The 22,774-nt window shown below is 63.8% G+C and carries 22 protein-coding genes; 9 read left to right on the top strand and 13 right to left on the bottom strand.

The window, feature by feature from the left end; genetic code table 11:
- Nucleotides 1-101: 101 nt before the first annotated feature.
- From BKX93_RS22700 to BKX93_RS22670, 7 genes are all read right to left on the bottom strand, one after another.
- Nucleotides 102-1,391 carry a flagellar assembly protein T N-terminal domain-containing protein gene (locus tag BKX93_RS22700; protein WP_070981509.1) on the bottom strand — a complete coding sequence of 430 codons (1,290 nt, stop codon included), beginning with the start codon at nucleotides 1,389-1,391 and terminating at the stop codon, nucleotides 102-104.
- Nucleotides 1,391-2,113: an LPP20 family lipoprotein gene (locus tag BKX93_RS22695; RefSeq protein WP_046167980.1), complete on the bottom strand. Its 723-nt coding sequence runs from the start codon at nucleotides 2,111-2,113 to the stop codon at nucleotides 1,391-1,393. The genes BKX93_RS22700 and BKX93_RS22695 overlap by 1 nt, the downstream gene beginning before the upstream one ends.
- 113 nt (nucleotides 2,114-2,226) lie before the next feature.
- A complete protein-coding gene (locus BKX93_RS22690; RefSeq protein WP_070981507.1) occupies nucleotides 2,227-3,141 on the bottom strand; it encodes a GlxA family transcriptional regulator in 915 nt (304 codons plus the stop codon).
- On the bottom strand, nucleotides 3,134-4,039 hold the full coding sequence (locus BKX93_RS22685) for an EamA family transporter (RefSeq protein WP_070981505.1): 906 nt from the start codon (nucleotides 4,037-4,039) through the stop codon (nucleotides 3,134-3,136). Before BKX93_RS22685 ends, BKX93_RS22690 begins: the two co-directional genes overlap by 8 nt.
- Complete coding sequence (locus BKX93_RS22680) at nucleotides 4,026-4,238, bottom strand: DUF1737 domain-containing protein (protein WP_046167983.1); 213 nt, start codon at nucleotides 4,236-4,238, stop codon at nucleotides 4,026-4,028. The genes BKX93_RS22685 and BKX93_RS22680 overlap by 14 nt, the downstream gene beginning before the upstream one ends.
- A gap of 115 nt (nucleotides 4,239-4,353) precedes the next feature.
- Nucleotides 4,354-4,908 (bottom strand): isochorismatase family protein, encoded by a 555-nt coding sequence (locus BKX93_RS22675; RefSeq protein WP_070981503.1) that lies wholly within the window; start codon nucleotides 4,906-4,908, stop codon nucleotides 4,354-4,356.
- 98 nt (nucleotides 4,909-5,006) lie between these two features.
- Entirely contained in the window at nucleotides 5,007-5,627 is a 621-nt protein-coding gene (locus BKX93_RS22670) for a LysE family translocator (protein ID WP_046155881.1), read from the bottom strand.
- A gap of 184 nt (nucleotides 5,628-5,811) precedes the next feature.
- On the opposite strand from BKX93_RS22670, the gene BKX93_RS22665 reads away from it, so the two are divergent.
- From BKX93_RS22665 to BKX93_RS22650, 4 genes are all read left to right on the top strand, one after another.
- Entirely contained in the window at nucleotides 5,812-7,254 is a 1,443-nt protein-coding gene (locus BKX93_RS22665; RefSeq protein ID WP_046167986.1) for an aminotransferase-like domain-containing protein, read from the top strand.
- Nucleotides 7,255-7,496: 242 nt separating this feature from the next.
- Nucleotides 7,497-7,760 (top strand): translation initiation factor IF-1, encoded by a 264-nt coding sequence (infA, locus tag BKX93_RS22660; protein ID WP_021478917.1) that lies wholly within the window; start codon nucleotides 7,497-7,499, stop codon nucleotides 7,758-7,760.
- A gap of 185 nt (nucleotides 7,761-7,945) precedes the next feature.
- On the top strand, nucleotides 7,946-9,265 hold the full coding sequence (locus BKX93_RS22655; protein ID WP_083340644.1) for a glycoside hydrolase family 19 protein: 1,320 nt from the start codon (nucleotides 7,946-7,948) through the stop codon (nucleotides 9,263-9,265).
- Nucleotides 9,266-9,457: 192 nt separating this feature from the next.
- The gene (locus BKX93_RS22650) at nucleotides 9,458-10,612 is read left to right on the top strand and encodes a methyltransferase (protein WP_070981501.1); all 1,155 of its coding nucleotides are present in this window, start codon (nucleotides 9,458-9,460) and stop codon (nucleotides 10,610-10,612) included.
- Nucleotides 10,613-10,679: 67 nt separating this feature from the next.
- Here BKX93_RS22650 and BKX93_RS22645 read toward each other — a convergent pair whose 3' ends face one another.
- The 4 genes from BKX93_RS22645 to uvrA form a co-directional block, all read right to left on the bottom strand.
- On the bottom strand, nucleotides 10,680-11,054 hold the full coding sequence (locus tag BKX93_RS22645) for a hypothetical protein (protein WP_046155878.1): 375 nt from the start codon (nucleotides 11,052-11,054) through the stop codon (nucleotides 10,680-10,682).
- A 139-nt stretch (nucleotides 11,055-11,193) separates the two neighbouring features.
- Nucleotides 11,194-11,505, bottom strand: a complete 312-nt coding sequence (locus BKX93_RS22640) for a thioredoxin family protein (protein ID WP_070981499.1) — start codon at nucleotides 11,503-11,505, stop codon at nucleotides 11,194-11,196.
- 55 nt (nucleotides 11,506-11,560) lie between these two features.
- Complete coding sequence (locus BKX93_RS22635; protein ID WP_046155876.1) at nucleotides 11,561-12,007, bottom strand: VOC family protein; 447 nt, start codon at nucleotides 12,005-12,007, stop codon at nucleotides 11,561-11,563.
- A 53-nt stretch (nucleotides 12,008-12,060) separates the two neighbouring features.
- Nucleotides 12,061-14,892 carry an excinuclease ABC subunit UvrA gene (gene uvrA, locus BKX93_RS22630; protein ID WP_070981497.1) on the bottom strand — a complete coding sequence of 944 codons (2,832 nt, stop codon included), beginning with the start codon at nucleotides 14,890-14,892 and terminating at the stop codon, nucleotides 12,061-12,063.
- A 155-nt stretch (nucleotides 14,893-15,047) separates the two neighbouring features.
- Between uvrA and BKX93_RS22625 the strand changes: the two genes are divergently transcribed.
- Nucleotides 15,048-16,409 (top strand): MFS transporter, encoded by a 1,362-nt coding sequence (locus tag BKX93_RS22625; protein ID WP_070981495.1) that lies wholly within the window; start codon nucleotides 15,048-15,050, stop codon nucleotides 16,407-16,409.
- A 74-nt stretch (nucleotides 16,410-16,483) separates the two neighbouring features.
- Here the strand turns inward: BKX93_RS22625 and BKX93_RS22620 are convergent, their stop codons facing one another.
- Nucleotides 16,484-17,158 carry a YiaD family glycine zipper/OmpA-like lipoprotein gene (locus BKX93_RS22620; RefSeq protein ID WP_244887204.1) on the bottom strand — a complete coding sequence of 225 codons (675 nt, stop codon included), beginning with the start codon at nucleotides 17,156-17,158 and terminating at the stop codon, nucleotides 16,484-16,486.
- Nucleotides 17,159-17,504: 346 nt separating this feature from the next.
- Between BKX93_RS22620 and BKX93_RS22615 the strand changes: the two genes are divergently transcribed.
- The 4 genes from BKX93_RS22615 to BKX93_RS24270 all read left to right on the top strand — a co-directional run bounded on the left by BKX93_RS22615 (nucleotide 17,505) and on the right by BKX93_RS24270 (nucleotide 21,125).
- Nucleotides 17,505-17,975 carry a single-stranded DNA-binding protein gene (locus BKX93_RS22615; protein WP_046159161.1) on the top strand — a complete coding sequence of 157 codons (471 nt, stop codon included), beginning with the start codon at nucleotides 17,505-17,507 and terminating at the stop codon, nucleotides 17,973-17,975.
- A gap of 521 nt (nucleotides 17,976-18,496) precedes the next feature.
- Nucleotides 18,497-19,894: a DUF3696 domain-containing protein gene (locus BKX93_RS24280; protein ID WP_083340643.1), complete on the top strand. Its 1,398-nt coding sequence runs from the start codon at nucleotides 18,497-18,499 to the stop codon at nucleotides 19,892-19,894.
- Nucleotides 19,891-20,421: a hypothetical protein gene (locus BKX93_RS24275; protein WP_083340642.1), complete on the top strand. Its 531-nt coding sequence runs from the start codon at nucleotides 19,891-19,893 to the stop codon at nucleotides 20,419-20,421. The genes BKX93_RS24280 and BKX93_RS24275 overlap by 4 nt, the downstream gene beginning before the upstream one ends.
- A gap of 5 nt (nucleotides 20,422-20,426) precedes the next feature.
- Nucleotides 20,427-21,125, top strand: coding sequence for an RNA ligase family protein (locus BKX93_RS24270; RefSeq protein WP_083340641.1), 699 nt, complete (start codon nucleotides 20,427-20,429; stop codon nucleotides 21,123-21,125).
- A gap of 423 nt (nucleotides 21,126-21,548) precedes the next feature.
- Here BKX93_RS24270 and BKX93_RS22605 read toward each other — a convergent pair whose 3' ends face one another.
- On the bottom strand, nucleotides 21,549-22,697 hold the full coding sequence (locus BKX93_RS22605; RefSeq protein WP_046168650.1) for a branched-chain amino acid ABC transporter substrate-binding protein: 1,149 nt from the start codon (nucleotides 22,695-22,697) through the stop codon (nucleotides 21,549-21,551).
- Between the last annotated feature and the right edge of the window lie 77 nt (nucleotides 22,698-22,774).

Raw genomic sequence — 22,774 nt, 5'->3', positions numbered from 1 at the left:
CGAAAAGCGAAGTGCGGGGAGCACCGTAACACCAGTTGATAATACTTATCAATACAAAAATAAATTGCAAACAGTGGAACTTTGAGCAGAAAAACCCGCCATCAGCGCGCCGTTCCGAAGCGGACGTAATCCCCCTCCGCCACGCGGGCGCCGCCCTGCGCCACGCCTATCGAGAAATTGGGCTGCACCTGGGTCAGCGTCACGTCGCCGTTCAGGCTCTCCGGCATGCCCAGCTCCCGGCCCGAAATCAGGTCGCGCAGCGGCTGCCCGCTCGAGCGCTTGTACAGCAGCAGCTTGTCGCCCACCGCCATGCCGTCCAGCAGGCCGGCGTTGATGTAAACGCGCTTGCCTTCCAGCCTTACCACGCGGGCGGAGAACGGGATGCAGGAAATCACGCTTTCGATGCGGTCCGACACATTATCCAGCCACCTATCCACCTGCTTGCCGTAGTCGCTCTGCCAGAACGCGACAGAGGCGAAGGGCTGCGGCATGGTCGGAATCACCGGCCCTTTCGAGCTCACCATGCCGCTGACCCTATCCTTGGCTATCAGCGAACCGGTCAGCCCGTCGTATATCCAGAATTCCAGATCGAACTGCCGCTGCGTGGGCACATACTTGACGCCGCCGCCGAACATGCCGGCGAAGGGGCCGTTGTAGAACGCCCCTTGCTGGCTGGTATTGTTGGATTCGAACAGAGACCTGCGCATGCCCTTGTCCATCACCGATGTGGACAGCACCCGGCCCGCCACCACGAACTGCACGTTTTCCCGCTGCCCCAGCTGGCTGGCGGCCTGCCAGCCGGCATCCGGTTCGGAAACGCGGCTGTCGGCCAGCACCGAAACGGTATTGGCGTCCTTCACCACCAGCATGCTGTTGTGCGCCAGCCTGCGCGCCAACTCAGTCGGCAGCGCTGTGGCCAGGTCAGGCATATCGGACGCGTCGGCAGGATGCGCGACGTCGAAATACGTGGTCACCAGCTTGCGCTTCAGCGACCGGCCCACCGGCATTTGGCAGGACGGGTCTCCGCGCCGCTCCGCCGCGGGAGCCTGCGCGGCCTTGGCCTGGCCGGTGTCCACCTCGACCTTGACGTGGTAAAGCTTGCCCTGCGCGTATTCGTTGACGACCCGCACCGCGCCCTGCACCGGGGACAAGGCCCTCAGCGTGCTGGATTCGCCCTGCCGGCCGGCATCGACCAGCTGCGTCGACTCGATGCGCGCGCCCTGCCGGATGGAGAGCAGCTTCAACGCGTCCTGCATCGCCATCTCCCGCGCGGCGACCGGCCCGTTGTCCAGCGGCGCCACGCCCTCGGCGGTCAGGATTTCCGCTTGCGACGGGCCCGACAAAACAAATGCCGCCGCAAGAGCGGCGGCGCGGATAGCGATTCGCGTCATTACTGGGTCACGTAGAAATTGTTGCTGTAGCGGGCTGGCGAAACGGTCATGACGGCGGGCGCCGGCGCGGCCGCCGGGGCCGGCACGATCTTGGTGGCGCCGCAGTTGGCTTCCGGACAGAGGGCGCCGGCGGCGCCGGTTTCCTTGGACGCCTGCATCACGCTGCCGGTCTTTTCCATGGAGTGGCGGAATTGCTTGTAGAACTCCTGGTCCAGCGTGATCTCGGCCACCGCCTCGCTGGTGCCGTCCGGCTTCATCACGGTGGAAACGATGGTGACGCCGCGCAGGTAGGCGTCCACATAGGTGCGGAAGCTGTCGCTGTTGGCGATCATATTGGACACCGAGCTGTTGCCGACCAGCTTCATGCCCTGCACCTGTTCCGCGATCGCTCGGAAGGCGTCCAGCCGGGCGGCGCGCATCGCCAGCAGCTTGCGCTGAGACGGCGTCAGGCTGTTGGTGTAGGGCGCGGCGCCGGAGCCGGTCACGCGGACGACGATGGGCTGGAAGGGATTGACCTCCTTGACCACCACCCTCACCTCCTCGCCGCTGGCCGTCTCGTCGCCGGAGCCTACATAGCCGACGCCCGACGGCACCGAGCCGCTCTCCTTCATCGGCATCGGCGCGGACATCGCGGATGTCTGCGGGGCGGGCGTGGCGCAGGCGGTCAAACCGGCCACCAGGGCGAACAAGGCGAGGCGAGACGTACGACGGACTGTATTCATGGCAATTACCGATAGGTGTTGATGGAATGGTATGAACCATTCCCGGAGCTCGTCAACCTGAAACATCGGCAATAACTGATGAAACTTGAGAAGCGGACGGCATGCGCGGCCTCTCAGTCATGCGCGGCGGCGGCCCGGCTCATCTGTCTGGCCGAGGAAAAACCGGCCGACAGCGCCGCCTTCTCCTTGCCCAGGCCGGCCGAGCGCCACTGCTGGGCCAGCGCCAGCCGCAATGCTCGGTGGTAATCGTGCGCTGAAACGCCGGCCTGATCGCGAAACAGCCGGGACAGGTGGCGCGCGCTGACGTGGACCTTGGCGGCCAGCTCGTCCAGCGGCCAGTCCCGCACCGGGTCGGCGCAGATCAAGTCCTGGGCCCGGTGCAGCGCCGGGTGCAGATGGTTGCGCCAGGCCAGCCATGGCGACAGCTCCGGGTCCTGCGGCGAGCGGCGGAAATACACCACCATCTCGCGCGCCACCGCGCGGGCGATCGCGGGGTCGGCCAAATCGGCGATCAGATGCAGCGCCAGATCGATGCCGGCGGTGATGCCGGCGCTGCTGTAGCACGGGCCATCGGCGACGAACACTCGGTTCTCCTGCACCCGGGCCGCCGGCGCCAGCGCGCGCAGCCGCTCCAGCAGCGTATGGTGGCTGGTGCAGGCGCGGCCGTCGAACACCCCGGCCTCCGCCAGCAGCAGGCTGCCGGAGCAGACGCCGGCCCAGCGGACGCCCGGCTGGCGCCGGCGCTCGGCCAGCCAGGCGACGATGCGCCTCGCTTCCGGCCGGGCATAGGCCTCGATGGACGGCGTCGAGCCCGGCGCCACCACCACCGCTCCCTCCGGCAGCTGGTCCGGCAACGGCGCCAGGCCGCCCAGCGGCAGGCCCAGCGAAGTATCCACCGCTTCCGACGCGCCGACGTAATGCAGACGAAAATCCGCGCCCCGCAGCCCCGCCAGGCGGAGGGCGTCGGCCGGCCCGGCCAGATCCAGCAGCAAGACGTTGGGCGACAGCACGAAATAAACGTCACGCACGGCTGGTTCTCCAGGAAGCGGCCAAGGCCAGCAGCCTGCCGCCGAACACCGTCGCCAGCAATCCGGCCATCAGCAGCCCGCTGCCGGCCAGTTGCGGGGCGGTCAGGCTCTCGCCCAGCAGCCAGTGCGAAGCCAGCAGCCCCACCACCGGCACCAGCAGGGAGAACGGCGCCACCTTGGCCGCCGCATGCCGCGCCAGCAGGCGGCTCCACAAGCCATAGCCGAACATGGTGGCGACAAAGGCCAGGTAGGCGACGGCGAACAGCGACTGTCCGTCGAAGCCGCGCAGCGCCGCCGCGATGCGTTCGCCGCCTTCCAGCTGCCACGACAGCAGCAAGAAAGGAATAGGCGGCGCCAGGCTGGACCAGATCACCAGCCCCAGCGGCTCCACTTTGAAGCCGTCGCGGCCGATCGCGCGCACCACGATGTTGGATGCCGCCCAACTGGTGGCCGCGGCGATGGTCAGGCCGAAGCCAAGCGCCGTCATATTGCCGCCCTTGCCCATGCCTATCAGCGCCAGGCCGCCCAAGGCCAGCGCCAGCCCCGCCAATTGGCTGGCCTGCCAGCGCTCGCCCAGGAAGACCCGGGCCAGCAACAAGGTGAAGAAAGCTTGCGACTGCAGCACCACCGAGGCGAGGCCGGCCGGCATGCCAAGCTTGATCGCGGTGAACAGACAGCCGAACTGCCCCACCCCCACCGTCAGCCCGTACAGCGCCAGGTAACGCCACGGCAGCGCCGGCCGCTTGACGATGAATACCGCCGGCAGCGCCACCAGCGTGAAGCGCAGCGCGCCCAGCAGCAACGGCGGCACGCCGGCCACGCCCCATTTGATCACCACGAAATTCACGCCCCAGACCAGCACGATGGCCAGCGCCTGCGCCACGTCAGCCAGCGGCATGGTCGCTCCCCGGCCACAGCACCGCCTGCGCGACGATCACCCGCTCGCCGTTGAAAGCTGCCGCCGGCGAGCCGTGCAGCCGGTAGCCCAGCGCCAGCGCTTCGCTGACCCGCTTGCAGAAGGCGGAGTCGTCCGGCCCCGTCAGCAACCGATAGGCCGGCAGGCCGTCGGGCGGAATGTCCGCTACATGTTGCGGCATGCTTTCTCCTTATTCAGACAAATCCAATGACGACACCTTATGACATGCCAGCGTCAAGCGGCAAGCGCCGGCGGCTTTCATGCAAAGTTCGCCGCCCGCGCGGGCCGACCAATCATCAGTCCGCCATCCGCCTCAAAGCCTCCTCCACCGTGACGATGGCGGCGAAGCGCCCGGCCAGCACCAGCTCGGTGCGGGCGCGGATGTCGGCGGCGCTATAAACGACGCCGCTGCCGGCATGGGTCATCGGGAAGGTCAGCGTCGCCTCGGTGACGAAATCCACCTCGTAACCCAGGTCGGACGCCACCCGGGTAGTGGTTTCGCAGCACTGTTCGGTGCGAATGCCGGAAATGACCAGCTTCTGGATGCCATGCTTGATCAGCCAGCTCTGCAGGCCGGAATCGGTCAGCGCGTTGTGCACGTGCTTGACGAAGGTAGCCGCAGGCTGGTGCGTCATCCAGTCCAGCGGCCGCACCAGGCCTGAAACGGCGGAAAACGGGCCATCCGCGCCCGCTTCGTGCAGGATGTTGATCACCGGCACGCCGCGCGCCTGGGCGCCGGCGATCAGCGCCTGCTGCGCTTTCCGATAGGCCGGCAGGTCTTGCTCGGTCCAGAACGGACGGTGGCGGAAGGATTCCTGAACATCGATCACCAGCAATGCGGTCTTTTTCATTTCGCCTCTCCCGGCGGTGTGGATATGGACAGCATCGTAAGGCGGATCGCGCCAGGAAATAAGGCCGCGAGCGGACAAGCGCCTGCCAAAAAAGGACATCATGCCATCTGGGCAAGCGCCGGCGTCAGTTCGTCGTAGAGCAGCCACACCGCGGTGACGGCCATCAACGCGCCCATCGTCAGGTTGTAAACCAGCAAGGCGCGCGGCGCGGCCAGCCAGCGCCGCAGCTTTTCGCCTCCCCAGGCCCACACGCTGATGCAGGGCAGATTGACCACCGCGAAGGCCAGCGCCAGCAGCGAGGCCGCCAGCCAGCGGCCGCCTTCGCCTGCCGGCATGAACAGGATGGACGCGTTCAGCACCATCACCCAGGCCTTGGGGTTCAGCCACTGGAACAAGGCCGCGCCGACGAAGCCGAGCGGCCGCGCCTGCTCGCGCGCTTCCGGCTGGCCGGAACGGGCGATCTGCCACGACAGCCACAACAGGTAGACGCAGCCGGCCACCGCCAGCGGCAGCCGCCAGGCGCTGAGCCAGCCCAGCATCTGCGCCAGCAGCATCGCGACGATGAATACCTGCAGCGCGCAGCCCAGGCTGATGCCCAGCATGTGCGGCACGGTGCGGCGGAAGCCGAAATTGACGCCGGACGAGGCCAGCATCAGATTGTTGGGGCCCGGGGTGATGGACATCAGGGCGACATAGGACAGCAAGGCGAATTCTGGCATGGCGGTTCTCCGGCGAAACGGCAAGCGGCGACAAGCCCTTGCCCACCTCGACATGCTATGCGGACCGTCCTCATGGATACAGATTCAAAAATCCATTATTGATCTGGTTACAGATTGATCTTTTCAGCAACTGTCACCATCCACTATGATGAGCGTTGTACTACTCCCCCGCCGAAAGCCGTCGATGCAGAACAGCGCTTCCACCCTTTACCAGCAGTTGGCAGACGACCTGTCGCTGGCGATCAGCCGCGGCACGCTGCCGCCGGGGTCGCGGCTGCCGTCGGTGAGGCGCACCGCGCACAACCGCCAGCTTAGCCTCAACACCGTGGTCAGCGCCTACCGCGTGCTGGAAGACCGCGGCCTGATCGAGGCGCGGCCGCAATCCGGCTATTACGTGCGTGCGCGGCTGCCGTCGCCGGCCAGGCAGGCCGGCACCCAGAGCAGCCCGGCCTCGCCGACCAAGCACGCGGTGCTGGACCTGATCGGCACCGTGCTGCAGGCGCAACAGACAGAGGGCTTCATCGATCTGGCCTTGGCCTGCCCGCGCGGCGGCGATTTCTACCCCGGCAACAAGCTGGCGCGGCTGATGGGCCAGATCCTGCGCCGCCAGCCCGGCATGGTCAGCACCTACGCGCTGCCGCCCGGCCCGGAGAAGCTGCGCACGCAGATCGCCCGCCGCGGCATGGACCTGGGCATGACGCTGCAACCAGACGACATCATCCTCACCCATGGCTGCATGGAGGCGCTGCAGCTGGCGCTGCGCGCGGTCACCCGCCACGGCGACGCGGTGGGCCTGGAATCGCCCACCTACTTCAATCTGCTGCCGCTATTGGCCAGCCTGGGGCTGAAGGCGGTGGAGATTCCCACCGACCCGCAGACCGGGCTGTCGATAGACGCGGTGGAAGTGCTGCTGGCCGAGGGGCGCATCCAGGCGCTGGTGGCCATGCCCAACGTCCACAATCCGCTGGGATGCTGCATGCCGCTGGAGAACAAGAAACGGCTGGCGCGGCTGGTCAACCAGCACAAGGTGCCGCTGATCGAGGACGCGCTGTACGCCGAGCTGCAGTTTTCCGACACGCTGGCGCCGGCGGTGAAGTCTTTCGACAACGACGGCTGGATCATCGTTTGCGCCAGCTACACCAAGACGCTGGCGCCGGATTTCCGCATCGGCTGGATGGAAGGCGGCCGCTTCGGCGCGGCGCTGCGCAAGCTGAAGTTCGCCTCGTCGGTGGCGCAACCGGCGGTGCTGGCCGAGACCCTGGGCGCGTTCCTGGAGTCCGGCGGCTACGACCACCATCTGCGCACACTCAAGCGCCGCTACGCCGCCCACGTGGAAAAAGTGCGCGGCCTGATCGCCCGCCACTTTCCGGCCGGCACCCGCGCCACCCAGCCGCAAGGCGGCTTCCTGATCTGGCTGGAACTGCCCGAAGGCTGCGACAGCGTGGCGCTGTTCCACGCCGCGATGGCCGAGAAGATCAGCCTGATCCCCGGCCCTCTCAGTTCGCCCGGCGGCCGCTACCGCAACGCGATGCGGTTGTCCTGCTGCTACCCGCTGGACGAACGCTACCTGGCCGCGCTGGTGCGCGTCGGCCAACTGGCCTGCGAGCAGCAGGCGAGCGCCGGCTGAGCGCTTTTTTCCGCGATGAGAACAAAACAGCTGACCAGTCTGCCCGCTTGGCGGTACAATACCAGCTTGCCTCTGGATTTCAGCTGTCGAGCCCTGCGCGGCCCGACGCTTAGCCTCGCCTCTTGGGCCCGTCTCGCGCCCATCCCGCAAGGTCACCGAACTGAAGCTAAAACGCCTCGCCGCGGCAGTCGAACCGACAGCCGCGCGAAGCCATTTCATTACCGTATGAGAAAGGAAACGCTATGTCCAAGGAAGACATGATCGAACTGGAAGGCGTCGTCATCGAAATGCTGCCCGAGTCGCGCTTTCGCGTGAGACTGGACAACAATATGGAGATCCTGGCCTACGGCTCCGGCAAGATGAAGATGCACCGCATCCGCGTGCTGCTGGGCGACCGCGTCACCGTGGAAATGTCTCCGTACGATCTGACCAAAGGCCGCATCAACTTCCGCCACCCGACCGCCAACCCCGGCGCCGGCCCGCGTCCGTCGCACCACCGCCGCTGAGCGCCTGCGGCCGTTTTTTCGGCCCTGTGCGCTCCGCATCGGCCAGCCTCGGCTCTGGCCCCTCGCCGCTTGGCGCTTCCTCTGCGGATTGAACTAGCGGCATTGATTTGCATTTGACATACTTCATATTGGTTCCATAGTGGTATTACGTGCCATCCGGCATGCCCCACCATCGAGGAACCGATATGAAATTATTCGCATCCCTTGTCCTGTCGCTGCTGACAGGCTCCGCGCTCGCCGCCCCATGGAACGCCGGCGCAGCCTATCAAAAAGGCCAGACCGTCCAATGGCAGGGCCGCGACTGGCAGGCCAAATGGCCCACCCGCGGCGAAGCCCCGGGCGCCAACCCCAAGGGATCGTGGGTCGCCCATGTCGGCGGAACCTTGCGCAAGCTGGATGACGCCGCGCCGCCCATTCCCACCCTGCAGCAAGCGCTGCAACATGAAGCCGACCTCACCAACAACGACTTCTTCCGCAAAGTGAAGGCGTCCATCCGCACCCTGCCCAATGACCAGGTTGAACAAGTGGCCCCCGGCCGCGCCGCCAACCCGGCCAATGTGCGCCGCGTCGAGCGGTTGCTGCCGTCTGCCAAATGGGATTACTACTTCAGCCGCCGCGATCCCAGCTACACCTACACCCGTTTTCTGCAGTCCATAGCCAAATTCCCCGGCGTCTGCGACGACTACAGCGACGGCCGCGACGCCGACGCCATCTGCCGCCACAGCCTGGCCACCATGTTCGCCCACTTCGGCCAGGAAACCGGCAATCACGACGCCAGCGACACCGTGCCGCAATGGCGCCAGGGCCTGGCCTACCTGCGCGAGATGGGCTGCACCGACAGCGGCAGCGCCTGCGGCTACAACACCGAGTGCAACGACCCGGTGTTCAACAAGGTGTGGACCTGCGGCAAGAACGCGGACGGCAGCTGGAAGAAATACTATGGCCGCGGCGCCAAGCAGCTGTCGTACAACTACAACTACGGCCCCTTCTCGCAGGCGATGAACAACGGCGACCAATCGGTGCTGCTGCAAAACCCGGACCTGGTGGCCAGCACCTGGCTCAACCTCGCCTCCGCCACCTTCTTCTTCGTCTATCCGCAGCCGCCCAAGCCCTCCATGCTGCACGTTCTCGATGGCACCTGGGTGCCCAACGCCGCCGACAAAGCCGCCGGCGCCGGCAACAACTTCGCCACCACCATCCAGATCATCAACGGCGAATGCGGCGGCGGCACCGAGCGCCAGGCCGCGCAGAACCGCATCGACTACTACAAGCAGTTCGCCCACGATCTGGGCTGGGACTACGGCAACGAACAGCTGTCCTGCGCCAATATGCAGCGCTTCACCTCTGCCAGCTCCGCCGCCTACAACATCTACTGGGAAAAAGACTGGCAGTGGCAGCACGACTACCAGTGCCAGCTGGTCAGCTACCAGACGCCGTACAGCGCGCTGCAGGCCGGCAACTACCAGCGCTGCGTGGAAGACAACTGGGGCATCAAGCTGAAATAAGCCCCCTCGCCGCGCCGGACCGCCCGCGCGGACCGGCGCGTTTTCCAGATGACGGATGGCCCCGTTGCGTTTACCATTCAGCCCTTCCCCGCAGTCCCGCACTCCAAAGCCCGCCGCCTCGCGGCGAGTCGCAGCCCATTGGCCCTGCGCAGACGCGGCTCCGCCCTTGGCCAACCTTATCCGACGCACGACATGACCCAGACTCCGCAGCCCGCCGCCCCAGCGCACCCCATCGCCCACTGGCAGGAAGACGGCGCCGAGCGCAGCGCCCGCTGGCGCTCCGAAGCCGGCCTGCCGCCGCCCAAGCGCATCGTGATCGCCGACGACAGCCTGTCCGCCGACGCCGCCTACAAGCTGGCCTGCGAAGGCGGCACCCTGCTGTGGCGCGGCGACTACCAGAACGCCCGCCAGCTGCTGCAGGCATTGGCGCGGCGCGTGGACCGCAAGGGCGCCAAAACCGGCGCCACGCCGCTGGAATCGTTCCACCTGCACCGCCAGGCCCAGGGACGCCGCGCGCAGATCCTGTCACGGCTGGTGCTGCCGCTGGACGCCGACTACGCCATCCCGCTGCGCCGCGCGCCCGACTTGCGCCAGGCCTGCCGGGAAGCCTACGGCGAGGGCGGCGAAGCGTCGCTGGTGTCGCTGCGCGAGCTGCTGGGCCTGATCGGCGCGCACGAATGGCGCAAGAAAGGCGTGGAAGTGAAGGCGCTGGACGCGCGCATCCATCCGCACTACGGCGTGTTCGCGCCGATTCGCGGCGAATACGTCGACCTGGCGGCCGACGCCCCGCTGCCGGGCGCCGAGCTGGCCTTCGACATCGGCACCGGCAGCGGCGTGCTGGCGGCGCTGCTGGCCAAGCGCGGCGTGGCCCGCGTCGTCGCCACCGACCAGGACGAGCGCGCCCTCGCCTGCGCCGCCGACAATCTGCAACGCCTGCGGCTGGACGGCCAGGTGGAGTTGCGGCGCGCCGATCTGTTCCCGGAAGGGCGGGCGCAGCTGGCGATATGCAACCCGCCCTGGCTGCCGGCCAAACCCAGCTCCGCGATCGAATACGCGGTCTACGACCCGGACAGCGCCATGCTGCGCGGCTACCTGGACGGCCTGGCGGCGCACCTGCTGCCCGGCGGCGAAGGCTGGCTGATCCTGTCCGACCTGGCCGAACACCTGGGCCTGCGCTCGCGCGAGCAACTGCTGCAATGGATAGACCAGGCCGGCCTCGCCGTGCTGGGCAGGCTGGACATCAAACCCAGCCACAAGAAAGCGGTGGAGCAGACCGACGGCCTGAGCGCGGCGCGCCGGGCCGAAATCACCAGCCTGTGGCGGCTGGGCGCCAAGCCGCAAGCCTGAGCCTGGCGGCGGATCGAACGCCCAAAGCATCCGATCCGTCCCGACAAGCCGCGCCGGCCTGCCGGCGCTAGCCCTGCTTCGCCATCCTCAACACCCGCTTGATCTGACCCCGGGTCCAGGCGCTGCGCGCGGCATGCGGCGCGCAAACGTCCGGATGGGTCTCGCTGTCCGCCACGCGGAACAGGCCCTGGTATGTCCAGCTGTCCGCGCCCTGTTTCAGGAATACCGGGATCGCCCCGCCCTGGCTGGCCAGCTGCTCGCCGGCCGCGCGCTCCGGCGGGCAGGAATTGCACAGGATCACTTCGGGCGCGTCCGGGTTCAGATCCGGACGCAGGCAGGCGGCCACCACCCTGCCCTTGTGGCGCGGCAGGAAGGAATGCTTGTTGCCGCCGACCTCCGCGCGGATTTCCTCGCGGGTGTAGCTTTTGCCTTTTTCAAACATGGATATCTCCAGACCATGCCCAGGCCGGGCATCGCCCCTTGCGACGCCCTATGGCGGGACGGACATGCAAGATATCCAAATACGCTTAAAAACCGGCTAAAAGCGGAGGCCATCCGCGCAAAGCCGGCGTCAAAACCGTTTACGCGCCAGCCGGCAGCGCCTCCAGATCGTCCAGGCTCTGCGGCCGGACCGCGCGGCCGATCTCGACGCCGTCGCGCAGCAGGATGAAGCTGGGCCACAGCTTGACGCCGTACAGCCGCCCCAGCCGCCTGCCCTTGCCGTCTTCCACCGCCAGATGGCGCAGTCGCGGATGCGCGGACAGATATTGCGCCAGCAGCGGCTGCGCGCCCTGGCAATGCGGGCACCAGTCCACGCCGAACTCCAGCAGCGTCAGTCCCGGCAGCGCCGCCACCTGCTCCGGGGAAGGGTTATCGACCAGATAGTGCGCCATGGCCTGCTCCAATGAAAAAACACCCGCTCGCGGCGGGTGTCTTGAACGACTCGGATCAAACGGCCAACTGGCCGCCCAGCTTCAGCTTGCCGACCAGCCAGGTGTGGTCGTAGCTGACGATCTCGTACGGATTGCCGAACGGATCGACGAAGGACAGCGCGCAGAAGAAGCGGTGGTCGTGCACCGAATCGCGGGCGATGGTCTGGCCTTCGCGATTGGTGACGCGCTCGCCGGCCAGCTGGTCTATCCACTCGACGAACTCCTGGCCGCTCACCACGAAGGCGACCGCGCCCTGGGCGTCGGACGGCGCCGCGTCCGCGTCCTCGCTGATGGCCAGGCGCACATTGCCGCTGGCGTTGGCCAGCATGGCGTTGTTGTGCTCGCCGTCGGTCTTGTAGCGCGCGTCGGGAACCATGCCCAGCACCCGCTGGTACCATTTCAGCGCGACGGCCACGTCCTTGACGCGGATGTGGATGTGATCGATCTTGCCTAAGCTCAGCATGCCTACCTCTTGATGTGCTGTGGTTTGCCGCCGGACAAGCCGGCGCCTTGGTTTTATTTCTTGTCTCGTTCCAACAGCGGCGCCAGATAGCGTCCGGTATGGCTGACCGGATTGGCCGCCACTTGTTCCGGCGTGCCGCTGGCGATGATCTGGCCGCCGCCGGCGCCGCCTTCCGGCCCCAGGTCGATCAGCCAGTCCGCGGTTTTCACCACGTCCAGATTGTGCTCGATCACCACCACCGTGTTGCCGCTCTCGCGCAGGCGGTGCAGCACCTGCAGCAACAGGTCGATGTCGTGGAAATGCAGGCCGGTGGTCGGTTCGTCCAGAATATACAGGGTTCGGCCGGTGTCGCGCTTGGAGAGTTCCAGGCCCAGCTTCACCCGCTGCGCCTCGCCGCCGGACAGCGTGGTGGCGCTCTGGCCCAGGCGGATGTAGCCGAGACCGACGTCCATCAGCGTTTTCAGCTTCCTGGCCACCGGCGGCACCACGGCGAAGAACTCCAGCGCCTGCTCCACCGTCATCTCCAGCACTTCCTGGATGCTCTTGCCCTTGTACTGCACTTCCAGCGTCTCGCGGTTGTAGCGCTTGCCGTGGCAGACGTCGCAGGGCACGTAGATGTCCGGCAGGAAGTGCATCTCCACCTTGATCACGCCGTCGCCCTGGCAGGCCTCGCAGCGGCCGCCCTTGACGTTGAACGAGAAGCGGCCCGGACCGTAGCCGCGCTCGCGCGCCAGCGGCACGCCGGAGAACAGCTCGCGTATCGGCGTGAACAGGCCGGTGTAGGTGGCCGGGTTGGAGCGCGGCGTGCGGCCGATCGGGCTCTGGTCGACGTTGATCACCTTGTCCAGCTGGTCCAGGCCCTTGATCTCGCGGTACGGCGACGGCTCCTCGCCGGCGCCGTTCAGATCGCGCGCGGCGATCTTGTACAGCGTGTCGTTGATCAGCGTGGACTTGCCGGAGCCGGACACGCCGGTGATGCACACCAGGCCGCCCAGCGGCAGGTTCAGCGTCACGTCCTTCAGGTTGTTGCCGGTGGCGCCGATCAGCTGCAGCATGCGCTCCTCGGAGAGCTCGCGGCGGCCGCCCGGCAGCGCGATCTTACGGCGGCCGGACAGGAAGGCGCCGGTGACAGAATTCTCGCTGGCCGCCACGTCGGCCGGCGTGCCGGCAACCAGCACTTCGCCGCCGTGCTCGCCGGCGCCGGGTCCCATGTCCACCAGGTAGTCGGCCTCGCGGATCGCGTCTTCGTCATGCTCCACCACGATCACGCTGTTGCCCAGATCGCGCAGGCGCTTCAGCGTGCCCAGCAGGCGGTCGTTGTCGCGCTGGTGCAGGCCGATGGACGGCTCATCCAGCACGTACATCACGCCGGTCAGGCCGGAGCCGATCTGGCTGGCCAGCCGGATGCGCTGCGCCTCGCCGCCGGACAGGGTGTCGGCGGAGCGGGACAGGTTCAGGTAATCCAGGCCCACGTTGTTGAGGAAGGACACCCGCTCGCGGATTTCCTTGACGATCTTCTCCGCCACCGCCTGTTTCTGGCCGGTGAATTCCAATCCCTCGAAGAAGTCCGCCGTTTCCTTCAGCGGCAGTTGGTTGATCTCATGCAGCGTGCGCGTGCCGATGAACACGTGGCGCGCCTCCAGCCGCAGCCGGGAACCGCTGCAGTGCGGGCAGGCCTGGTTGTTCTGATACTTGGCCAGCTCCTCGCGCACCGCCATCGAGTCGGTTTCGCGGTAGCGGCGCTCCAGATTGGGGATGATGCCCTCGAACGGATGGGCGCGGGTGAACTTGGTGCCCTTCTCCGACATGTAGCTGAATTCGATGCTGTCGCGGCCGGAGCCGTGCAGCACCACGTGCTTGACCTTCTCCGGCAAGTCGTCGAAGGCCAAGTCATTGACCGAGAAAGCGTAGTGCTCGCCCAGCGCCAGCAGCATCTGGTAGTAGAACTGGTTGCGCTTGTCCCAGCCCTTGATCGCGCCGGAAGCGAGGGAAAGCTCTGGATGCGCGACCACGCGCTTGGGATCGAAAAAGGTGATCTCGCCCAGGCCGTCGCACTTGGGGCAGGCTCCCATCGGGTTGTTGAACGAGAACAGCCGCGGCTCCAGTTCCGGCAGGCTGTAGCTGCATACCGGGCAGGCGAATTTGGCGGAGAACCAGTGCTCCTTGCCGCCATCCATTTCCACGGCGATGGCGCGGCCCTCGGCGTGGCGCAGCGCGGTCTCGAAGCTCTCCGCCAGCCGCTGCTGCATGTCGGCGCGCACCTTGAGGCGGTCTATCACCACCTCGACGGTGTGCTTCTTGTTCTTGTCGAGCTTGGGCACCGCGTCCAGCTCGTACACCTCGCCGTCCACCCGCACGCGGACGAAGCCCTGCGCGCGCAGGTCGTCGAACAGATCCAGGTTTTCGCCCTTGCGGCCGACGATGACCGGCGCCAGGATCATCATCCGCGTTTCTTCCGGCAGCGCCAGCACGTGATCCACCATCTGGCTGACGGTCTGGCTGGACAGCGGCACGTTGTGCTCCGGGCAATGCGGATCGCCGACGCGGGCGAACAACAGGCGCAGGTAGTCGTGGATTTCGGTGACGGTGCCGACGGTCGAGCGCGGGTTGTGGCTGGTGGCCTTCTGCTCGATGGAGATCGCCGGCGACAGGCCCTCGATCAGGTCTACGTCCGGCTTTTCCATCAATTGCAGGAACTGCCGCGCGTAGGCCGACAGGCTCTCCACGTAGCGGCGCTGGCCTTCGGCGTACAGCGTGTCAAAGGCCAGCGAGGACTTTCCGGAGCCGGACAAGCCGGTAATCACGATCAACTGGTTGCGCGGCAAGTCCAGGTTGACGTTCTTCAAATTGTGGGTGCGGGCGCCACGGATGCGGATGCTGTCCATAAGAAGCTGTTACTCACCGTCGTCAGGGAACCTGTTAATATACCCGACTTGGCCGGGACGGCTCCACTTGTCCGTGCAATGACCGTGCAAACGCGTCATCCGTTTGCGCGGCGCGGTCGTTAAAACCCAGATACGCAAAACCGAAATCTCACCGCATGAATGCCACTGAATTGCGGGCCAGCCTGGGGCTGGCCGGTATCTACGCCCTGCGCATGCTGGGCATGTTCCTGATTCTGCCCGTCTTCGCGATCTACGCCAAAACCCTGCAAGGCGCCGACAACCACACGCTGATCGGCATCGCGCTGGGCAGCTACGGCCTGACCCAGGCCATCCTGCAGCTGCCGCTGGGCATGCTGTCCGACCGCATCGGCCGCAAGAAGGTGATTTACGGCGGCCTGCTGTTGTTCGCCATCGGCAGCTTCGTCGCCGCCGGCGCGCACGACATCGCCACCCTGACCGTGGGCCGCGTGATCCAGGGCGCCGGCGCCATCTCCGCCGCCATCACCGCGCTGCTGGCCGACCTCACCCGCGAAGAAAACCGCACCAAGGCGATGGCGATGATAGGCATGTCCATCGGCACCACTTTCGCGGCCAGCCTGGTGCTAGGCCCGCTGCTGGCCAAGTACATCGGCGTCAACGGCATCTTCGCCCTCACCGGCTTCCTGTCGCTGGCCGCGTTGATCGGCGTGTGGCTGGTCATTCCGGACCCGGCGCAATCCCGCTTCCACTCCGACACCGAGGCCAACGCCAAGCGGCTGCCGGCGGTGATGAAGGACGGCCAGCTGCTGCGGCTCAACTACGGCATCTTCGCGCTGCACGCGGCGCAGATGGCGATGTTCGTCACCGTGCCCTTCGCGCTGATCAAGACCGCGCACCTGGACAAGTCCCAGCACTGGCAGGTGTATCTGCCGGTGACGGTGATCGGCTTCATCCTGATGGTGCCGGCCATCATCTACGGCGAAAAGAAAGCGCGGCTGAAGCCGGTGTTCGTCGGCGCCATCGCGCTGATGACCGCCGCACAGCTGGGCATGGCGCTGGCGCTGGACAGCTTCTGGCAGATCGTCGGCTGGCTGTCCCTGTACTTCATCGCCTTCAACATCCTGGAGGCTACGCTGCCGTCGCTGATCTCCAAGATCGCCCCGGCCGATGCCAAAGGCACCGCCATCGGCGTCTACAACACCTCGCAGTCATTCGGCCTGTTCCTGGGCGCGGCCGCTGGCGGCTGGCTGTACAGCCATTACGGCCCGGCCGGCGTGTTCGGCTTCACCACCCTGCTGATGCTGTCGTGGCTGATCTGGTCGCTGGGCATGCAGCCGCCCAAGGCGGTGCGCTCGGTGATGCTGCATATCGGCGAATCGTGGCAGGGCGACGCCGAGGCGCTGTCGCGCGAGCTGGCCGGAGTGGCCGGCGTGCACGAGGCCGCCGTGGTGCTGGCCGACCGCGTCGCCTACCTGAAGGTATCGCAACAGCAATGGGACGAGGCCGAGGTACGGCGCTTGATAGACGCCACGTTCTAACCTCCTCCAGCCTGAATGCGACAAGGGCGGCCACCCGATCGGGAGCCGCCCTTGTTTCGTTTCGCCGTCCGCGCTTACTTCTGCGGCTGCGCCGGTTCGGCCACGAAGATCTCCACGCGGCGGTTCATCGCGCGGCCGGACACGGTGCCGTTGTCGGCCACCGGTTCGCGCGAGCCGCGGCCGTCCACGCCGATGCGGTTGATGTCCACGCCGCGCGACGCGATGTAGCTTTGCGTCGCCTTGGCGCGGTTGACCGACAGCGGGTTGTTGATCGCGTCGCTGCCGGTGTTGTCGGTGTGGCCGATGATGTTGACCGAGGTCACCGGGTTTTGCTGCAGCGTGGCGGCCAGCTTGTCCAGCACCGGCTTCAGGCTGGGCTTCAGCGCGTAGCTGCCGGTATCGAAGGAGGCGTCGGCGGGGATGTTGAGCTTCAGGCGGTTGTCGGCGGTCTGGCTCACGCCGATGCCGGTGCCCTTGGTCGCCTGCTCCATCGCTTCCTTCTGCTTCTGCATGTGCTGCGACCACAGATAGCCGCCGCCCGCGCCCAGCAGGCCGCCAATCGCCGCGCCGGTAGCCGCGCTGCGTCCGCCGTGGCCGCCCGCGGTCAACGCGCCGATCGCCGCGCCCACGCCGGCACCGATGGCAGCGCCGCCGCCCACGCCCTTCTGGGTGTCGCTCATGTTGGCGCAACCAGACAAACCGGCCACGCTCACGGCAACCAGCATCGATACTATTGTGTTCTTCATCATGTCATCATCCTTTCAACAAACCCATGACAGACCGCCGCGGACCGATACAGTTCCCCGCGCGCGGCCAAGCGCATCGTTCCAAGCGGAAACACTTCAGCTTGCGCCGCATCCGGAACAAAGCAAAGCCGATTGGCGTGTATAATACGGCCCATTCGCCAAACCTGCCCCGAAACCCAGTCCGCCCGCTGGCCTTTGTGCAAGCGCCCAGCCAGAAAATCCGTCTTCGCGGTAGTATGGAGGGCTGCGGCAATGCCGCATCCGCGCGGGCAACGGCAAGCAGACGCGCCGCCAATCGGGCCTCGCTCGCGGCGCAGGCCAAGCAGTTTGAACTTATCCGGAGAATTGAATGAACAGCATCACCTTTGACGGCCGCCTGGCCGCCGACGCCGAACTGCGCTACACCCCGAGCGGCGAGCCCGTTCTGTCGTTCCGCGTGGCCAGCGACATCGGCTTCGGCGAGCGCAAGAGCACCAACTGGTTCAGCTGCCAGGTATGGGGCAAGCGCGGTGAATCGCTGAAGAACTACCTGGCCAAAGGCCAACAAGTGACCGTGTACGGCCAACTGACCCTGCGCGAATGGCAGGACAAGGACGGCAACAAGCGCGTCTCCCCGGACGTGCGCGTCAACGAACTGAGCCTGCAAGGCGGCAAGAGCGAAATGGGCGCTTCGTCCGGCGGCGGCATGGGTGGCGGCATGGACGACGGTTACGGCTACAGCGCCCCGGCTCCGCGCCAGGAAGCCCCGGCCGCCCCGCGCCGCCAGGAGCCGAAAGCCGCTCCGCGCATGGACGACATGGACGACGACATTCCGTTCTGATCCACGGCACAGCTTGCTACGGACAAAGCCCGCGCTTATAGAAACGTGGGCTTTTTCATTTCTGGCAGCCTGGGTTGTCAGCGATTCTGGAAGATGACTGGACAGCCTCTAATACGGCGGACGCACCATTAACTGTGCCCTGCGGCTGCTCGTCGGCCTAAGCAGCCATTCCCAATAAGGGATCCAAACTGGCGGCTTTAGTGTTGGAAGCCGCCGCGAATATATCTATTCAAACCAGTACGATTCACCTAAAAGGGAGCGCGCCCAAGGGTAAGAAGATGTATGAAAATCTCATATCCCCAGTCTAGCTGTTGCAAAGGGAACCGTATCAAGCCACTATGCCTTCTTCCAGTACATCATCACAACTGCGCGACGCCACCACATTGTGTTTTTCAACGTGATGATGTGCGTTTGGTCCTTGATACTAGCTCTAACGAAGACTTGCTGCTCAGTCACCAATTTCTCAGCGACCAGCAGCCAGCCTTACGTTAGGTCTAGTCCAAAAATGGAGCGCCACAACGATGCTGACGTCACTTCGCATCAAAAACTTTAAGGCTTGGAAAGACACCGACTCAATCCAGCTAGCCCCTCTTACTGTCATCTTTGGAGTTAATAGCTCGGGCAAGAGTAGTTTAGGCCATTTGCTTCTCGCACTGAAGCAAACGGTTCTGTCCGTCGATCGTAAACGCCCCCTCCATCTGGGGGATGAAAACGCATTGATCGACCTCGGCACCTTTGCTGAATGCCTTCACAACCATGATCTAAACAATGAGCTCAGCTTCGAGCTTGGATGGCAAGTTCCTGGAAAACAACTAGAAGTTCGTGACCCATTAAGTCATACAAAATTTGTTGGTGATGAATTGCAGTTGGATGTCAGTCTTGTGGCGGATGCAAAAGAGCAACCTCGAGTCAACCATCTAGCCTATCGCCTACGTCAGGAAGATGCCACCACACTCTCTGTTGCCTACGCACGCGATGAGAAAAACAAGCTTGAGATTCACTCGGACGAGTACAAGCTTGTTCGAAATATGGGACGCGGCTGGCCTCTGGACGAACCGGATAAATTTTATAGAATTTCCGACCAAAGCCGTGCCCGTTTCCAAAATGCTGATTTCCTCTCTGATTTTGCCTTACACACAGAAGCAGCGTTAAGTAGCGTCTATTACCTTGGACCATTGCGCGAACATCCAAAACGCATTTATTCTTGGTCAGGAGAAACCCCAGAGAGTGTCGGAAAAAAAGGCGAGTTTTCAATCGCAGCCATATTGGCAGCCAGCACCCAAAATAGAAGACTTAATCGTGGACCGAAAAAACATCAGTCCCGATTCGACGAATTTATTGCCCAATGGCTGAAAGATTTGGGAATTATTAGCAGTTTTTCGGTTAACCCAGTAGCCGAAGGCCGGAAGGAATACGAAGTTCTGGTCAAGGTTCACCCGTCCTCCAGCGAAGTAAAAATCACAGATGTAGGCTTTGGAGTATCACAGGTATTACCCGCACTGGTCCAAGCCTTCTATTGCCCTCCAAACTCGACCATCTGGATGGAGCAACCAGAAATTCACTTGCATCCACAGGTACAAGCCGAACTGGCGGATGTCTTCATTTCTGCAACTCAGGCCCGTGAGAACGGCAAAGAGCGCAATGTTCAACTAATCGTTGAAAGCCACTCCGAGCACTTCCTAAACCGACTACAACGTCGAGTTGCTGAAGGCGCTGTGTCTCCTGAAGACGTGGCTGTTTATTTCTGTCGTCGGGCTGGTTCAGCCACTGAGTTGGAGCCACTACGCCTGAACGTATTAGGGGAGATTGAGAACTGGCCAGAGAATTTCTTTGGCGATGAAATGGCCGATATTTCTGCACGCACTATAGCGGCAATGCAGCACCTGATGAACCAGAACGAGGAGATAGCAGACAGATGAAAGCCATCATCGATACCAATGTTCTGCTTGTCGCCAATCAATCGCACGAGGACGCTTCACCTGCTTGCGTTGATGAATGTGTCCGTCGGCTGAACATGATCATGGAAGATGGTATAACCGTCATTGATGATACATTCCTCATCATTTCGGAATATCTGCACAAAACCCATCCGAATCAACCAAAGGGTGTGGGTGATGTGTTTCTGAAATGGTTACTACGCAACCAGTCGAACCGGCAACATGTCGAGCAAGTACACATTACTAAAATTTCGGAAAACCACTACCAAGAATTTCCAGATCGAAGACTGGAAGTCATTTTTGATGCACCAGATCGAAAATTTGCAGCTGTTGCTCATGCACACCCAGAAAAACCTCCCATTTGGCAGGCCGCAGATTGCAAGTGGATGGATTGGTGGCCTGCTTTGAAAAAGAAGAAGCTTTCGGTCGAGTTTCTATGCAAAGCTGATACAAAAAAGTTCTACCAGAAAAAATTCCCGGCAAAACCTTTGCCGCCCTTTCCTGATTAAACCCAATGACTGACTTTTTCCGCTTCCCTCACACCCCGCATATTGCTTGGCTGGCAACAGGTGAGCCACGTCACGACAAGGTACTCTCCCCAGAGGAAGCAAAGGCGCTGCTGGCTGAAGAGGTAGTACTGGAAGAGAAGTTGGATGGGGCCAATCTCGGACTATCTCTCGCTCCTGATGGTTCGTTACGTGCCCAGAATCGTGGCCAATATCTGTGCGAACCGTACACTGGCCAGTTTTCCCGGCTGCCTGGTTGGCTGGCCCAGCATAGCGAAGCAATCTCCTCTTCCTTAAAACCAACATTAATGCTCTTCGGAGAATGGTGTGCCGCCAGGCATTCGCTCGACTACAGCGACCTACCCGACTGGTTTTTGCTGTTCGATGTCTATGATCGTCAGGTGAATAAGTTCTGGAGCAGTGCGCGACGTAATGCGCTGGCAGAAAATATTGGGCTTTCCACGGTTCCGGAGTTAGAGCGTTGTCATCAGACGCTGCCACTATTAAAAGCGCGGCTGCAGTACGACCACAGCCGTTTCCGATCAGGACCATTGGAAGGGATCATTATTCGCCAAGATTCAAATGGTTGGTGCAAGAGCCGAGCGAAGTTGGTACGCGAGGACTTTACCCAGACGATTTCCGAACACTGGCGCCGGCACCAAATTGAATGGAACCAGCTTTCCAAGGAGGGCGAGCATCTAGGATAAACCCGCCAGACCAAGCCTTGCTGGAAAACATTGGCAACGACAGTGGCTTTGAACGTCTAGTTTCTGCCGCTAGAATTCAACCTAGCAATGTCGCTTTAATGCCTGAGTTCGTCTTGGGCTGCTAACGAACTTTCCATTGTTCACAATCAGCGACTGAGGGCAGGTAACCGGTCCATAGTTGCCCACTTCCGCACAACGGTTGAAAGTCGACTCCGACCGATAAGAAGCCCGTCTAGCTAGATCAGTTCGAAATACTAGACATCCTCACTCCTGATGGCCACCCGAACCCACAGCGTTGCGACAAGCCGCTCTCTCGCCCTCCGCTCCTCACCAAACCTTCCAAGCAAAAAGAAGCCAGCCCCCAATCAAGAGAGCCGGCCCAGAGGAGTACGCCCGATGAAATATCGTCTTGCCTTGCCGCGCTCAGCGGACCACCGTTTCCACGGCCCAAGCGTTGTTTTTCACCGTGGACAGCGTGACCGGCGCTTTCAACAGATTGCCATTGGGCGCGAAGGCGAAGTCCGCCGTCACGCCGCTGTAGCGGATGGCGGCCAGCTTGGGCAGGTATTTGGCCGGCTCCACTGAGCCCGCCTGTTTCATGGCTGCGGCCACCAGCATCACGCCGTCGTAGAACTGCGGCCCCAGCAGCACCACGTCTTGATGGAAGCGTTCCTTGTAGCGGCGCTCAAACGCCTTGCCCGCCGGACGGGCGCCGAGCACGCCGCCGGCCACCGCCGAGTAGTGACCGGCCGCGTCCGCGCCGGCCAGCTGGATGAAGGTGGGGGTGTTGAGCATGTCCCCGCCCATCAGCCTGGCCTTGAGGCCCAGCCGTTTCATCTGCTTGACCATGGGCGCGGCCTGGGCGTCGGCGCCGCCGTAGAACACCACGTCCGGATTGACGGCCTTGAGCGAGGTGAGGATGGCGGTGAAGTCGGTGGCTTTGTCGGTGGTGAATTCGCGGCGGGTCACCTTGCCGCCGTTGGCCGCCACCGCTTTGACGAATTCGTCGGCGATGCCCTGGCCGTAGGCGGTGCGGTCGTCGATGGCGACAATGGTCTTTGCCTTCATCGTTTTGACGGCGAATTGCCCCAGCGCGCCGCCTATCTGGCTGTCGCTGCCCACCAGGCGGAAGGTGGTTTTGTAGCCTTGCTGGGTATAAGCCGGGTTGGTGGCCACCGACAATTGCGGGATACCGGCTTCTGAGTAAATGCGCGAGGCTGGGATGGACACGCCGGAGTTGAAATGGCCGATGACGGCCTTCACCCCGGCATCCACCAGCCGCTGCGCCGCCTGGGTGCCGATGCGCGGGTCGGCCTGGTCGTCCTCGGACACCAGTTCGAACTTGATCTTCTGCCCGCCCACCACCAGGCCCTTGGCGTTGACATCGTCCACCGCCATTTTGGCGGCGTTTTCATTGTCCTTGCCATAGTGGGCCTGCGGGCCGGACATCGGCGAGGCGAAGCCTATCTTGACCACGGTATCGGCATGGGCCGCCGCCATGGCGAACGGCGCCATCATGCCGCCCAGCGCCACCACCCAGTTCACTTCCGCAAACAGTTTGTTCCAAGCCATGAGATGTCTCCTTTATTGCTGCATTGACCAGGGCAAGCCACCCGGCCCGCCCTGCTACCGCTCCCCCACCGCGGCTG

It is taken from the genome of Chromobacterium vaccinii, assembly GCF_001855275.1.
Taxonomy (GTDB): Bacteria; Pseudomonadota; Gammaproteobacteria; order Burkholderiales; family Chromobacteriaceae; genus Chromobacterium; species Chromobacterium vaccinii.
The sequence above is the reverse complement of the archived record's forward strand: the minus strand, read 5'-3'. Positions and strand labels throughout refer to the sequence as shown.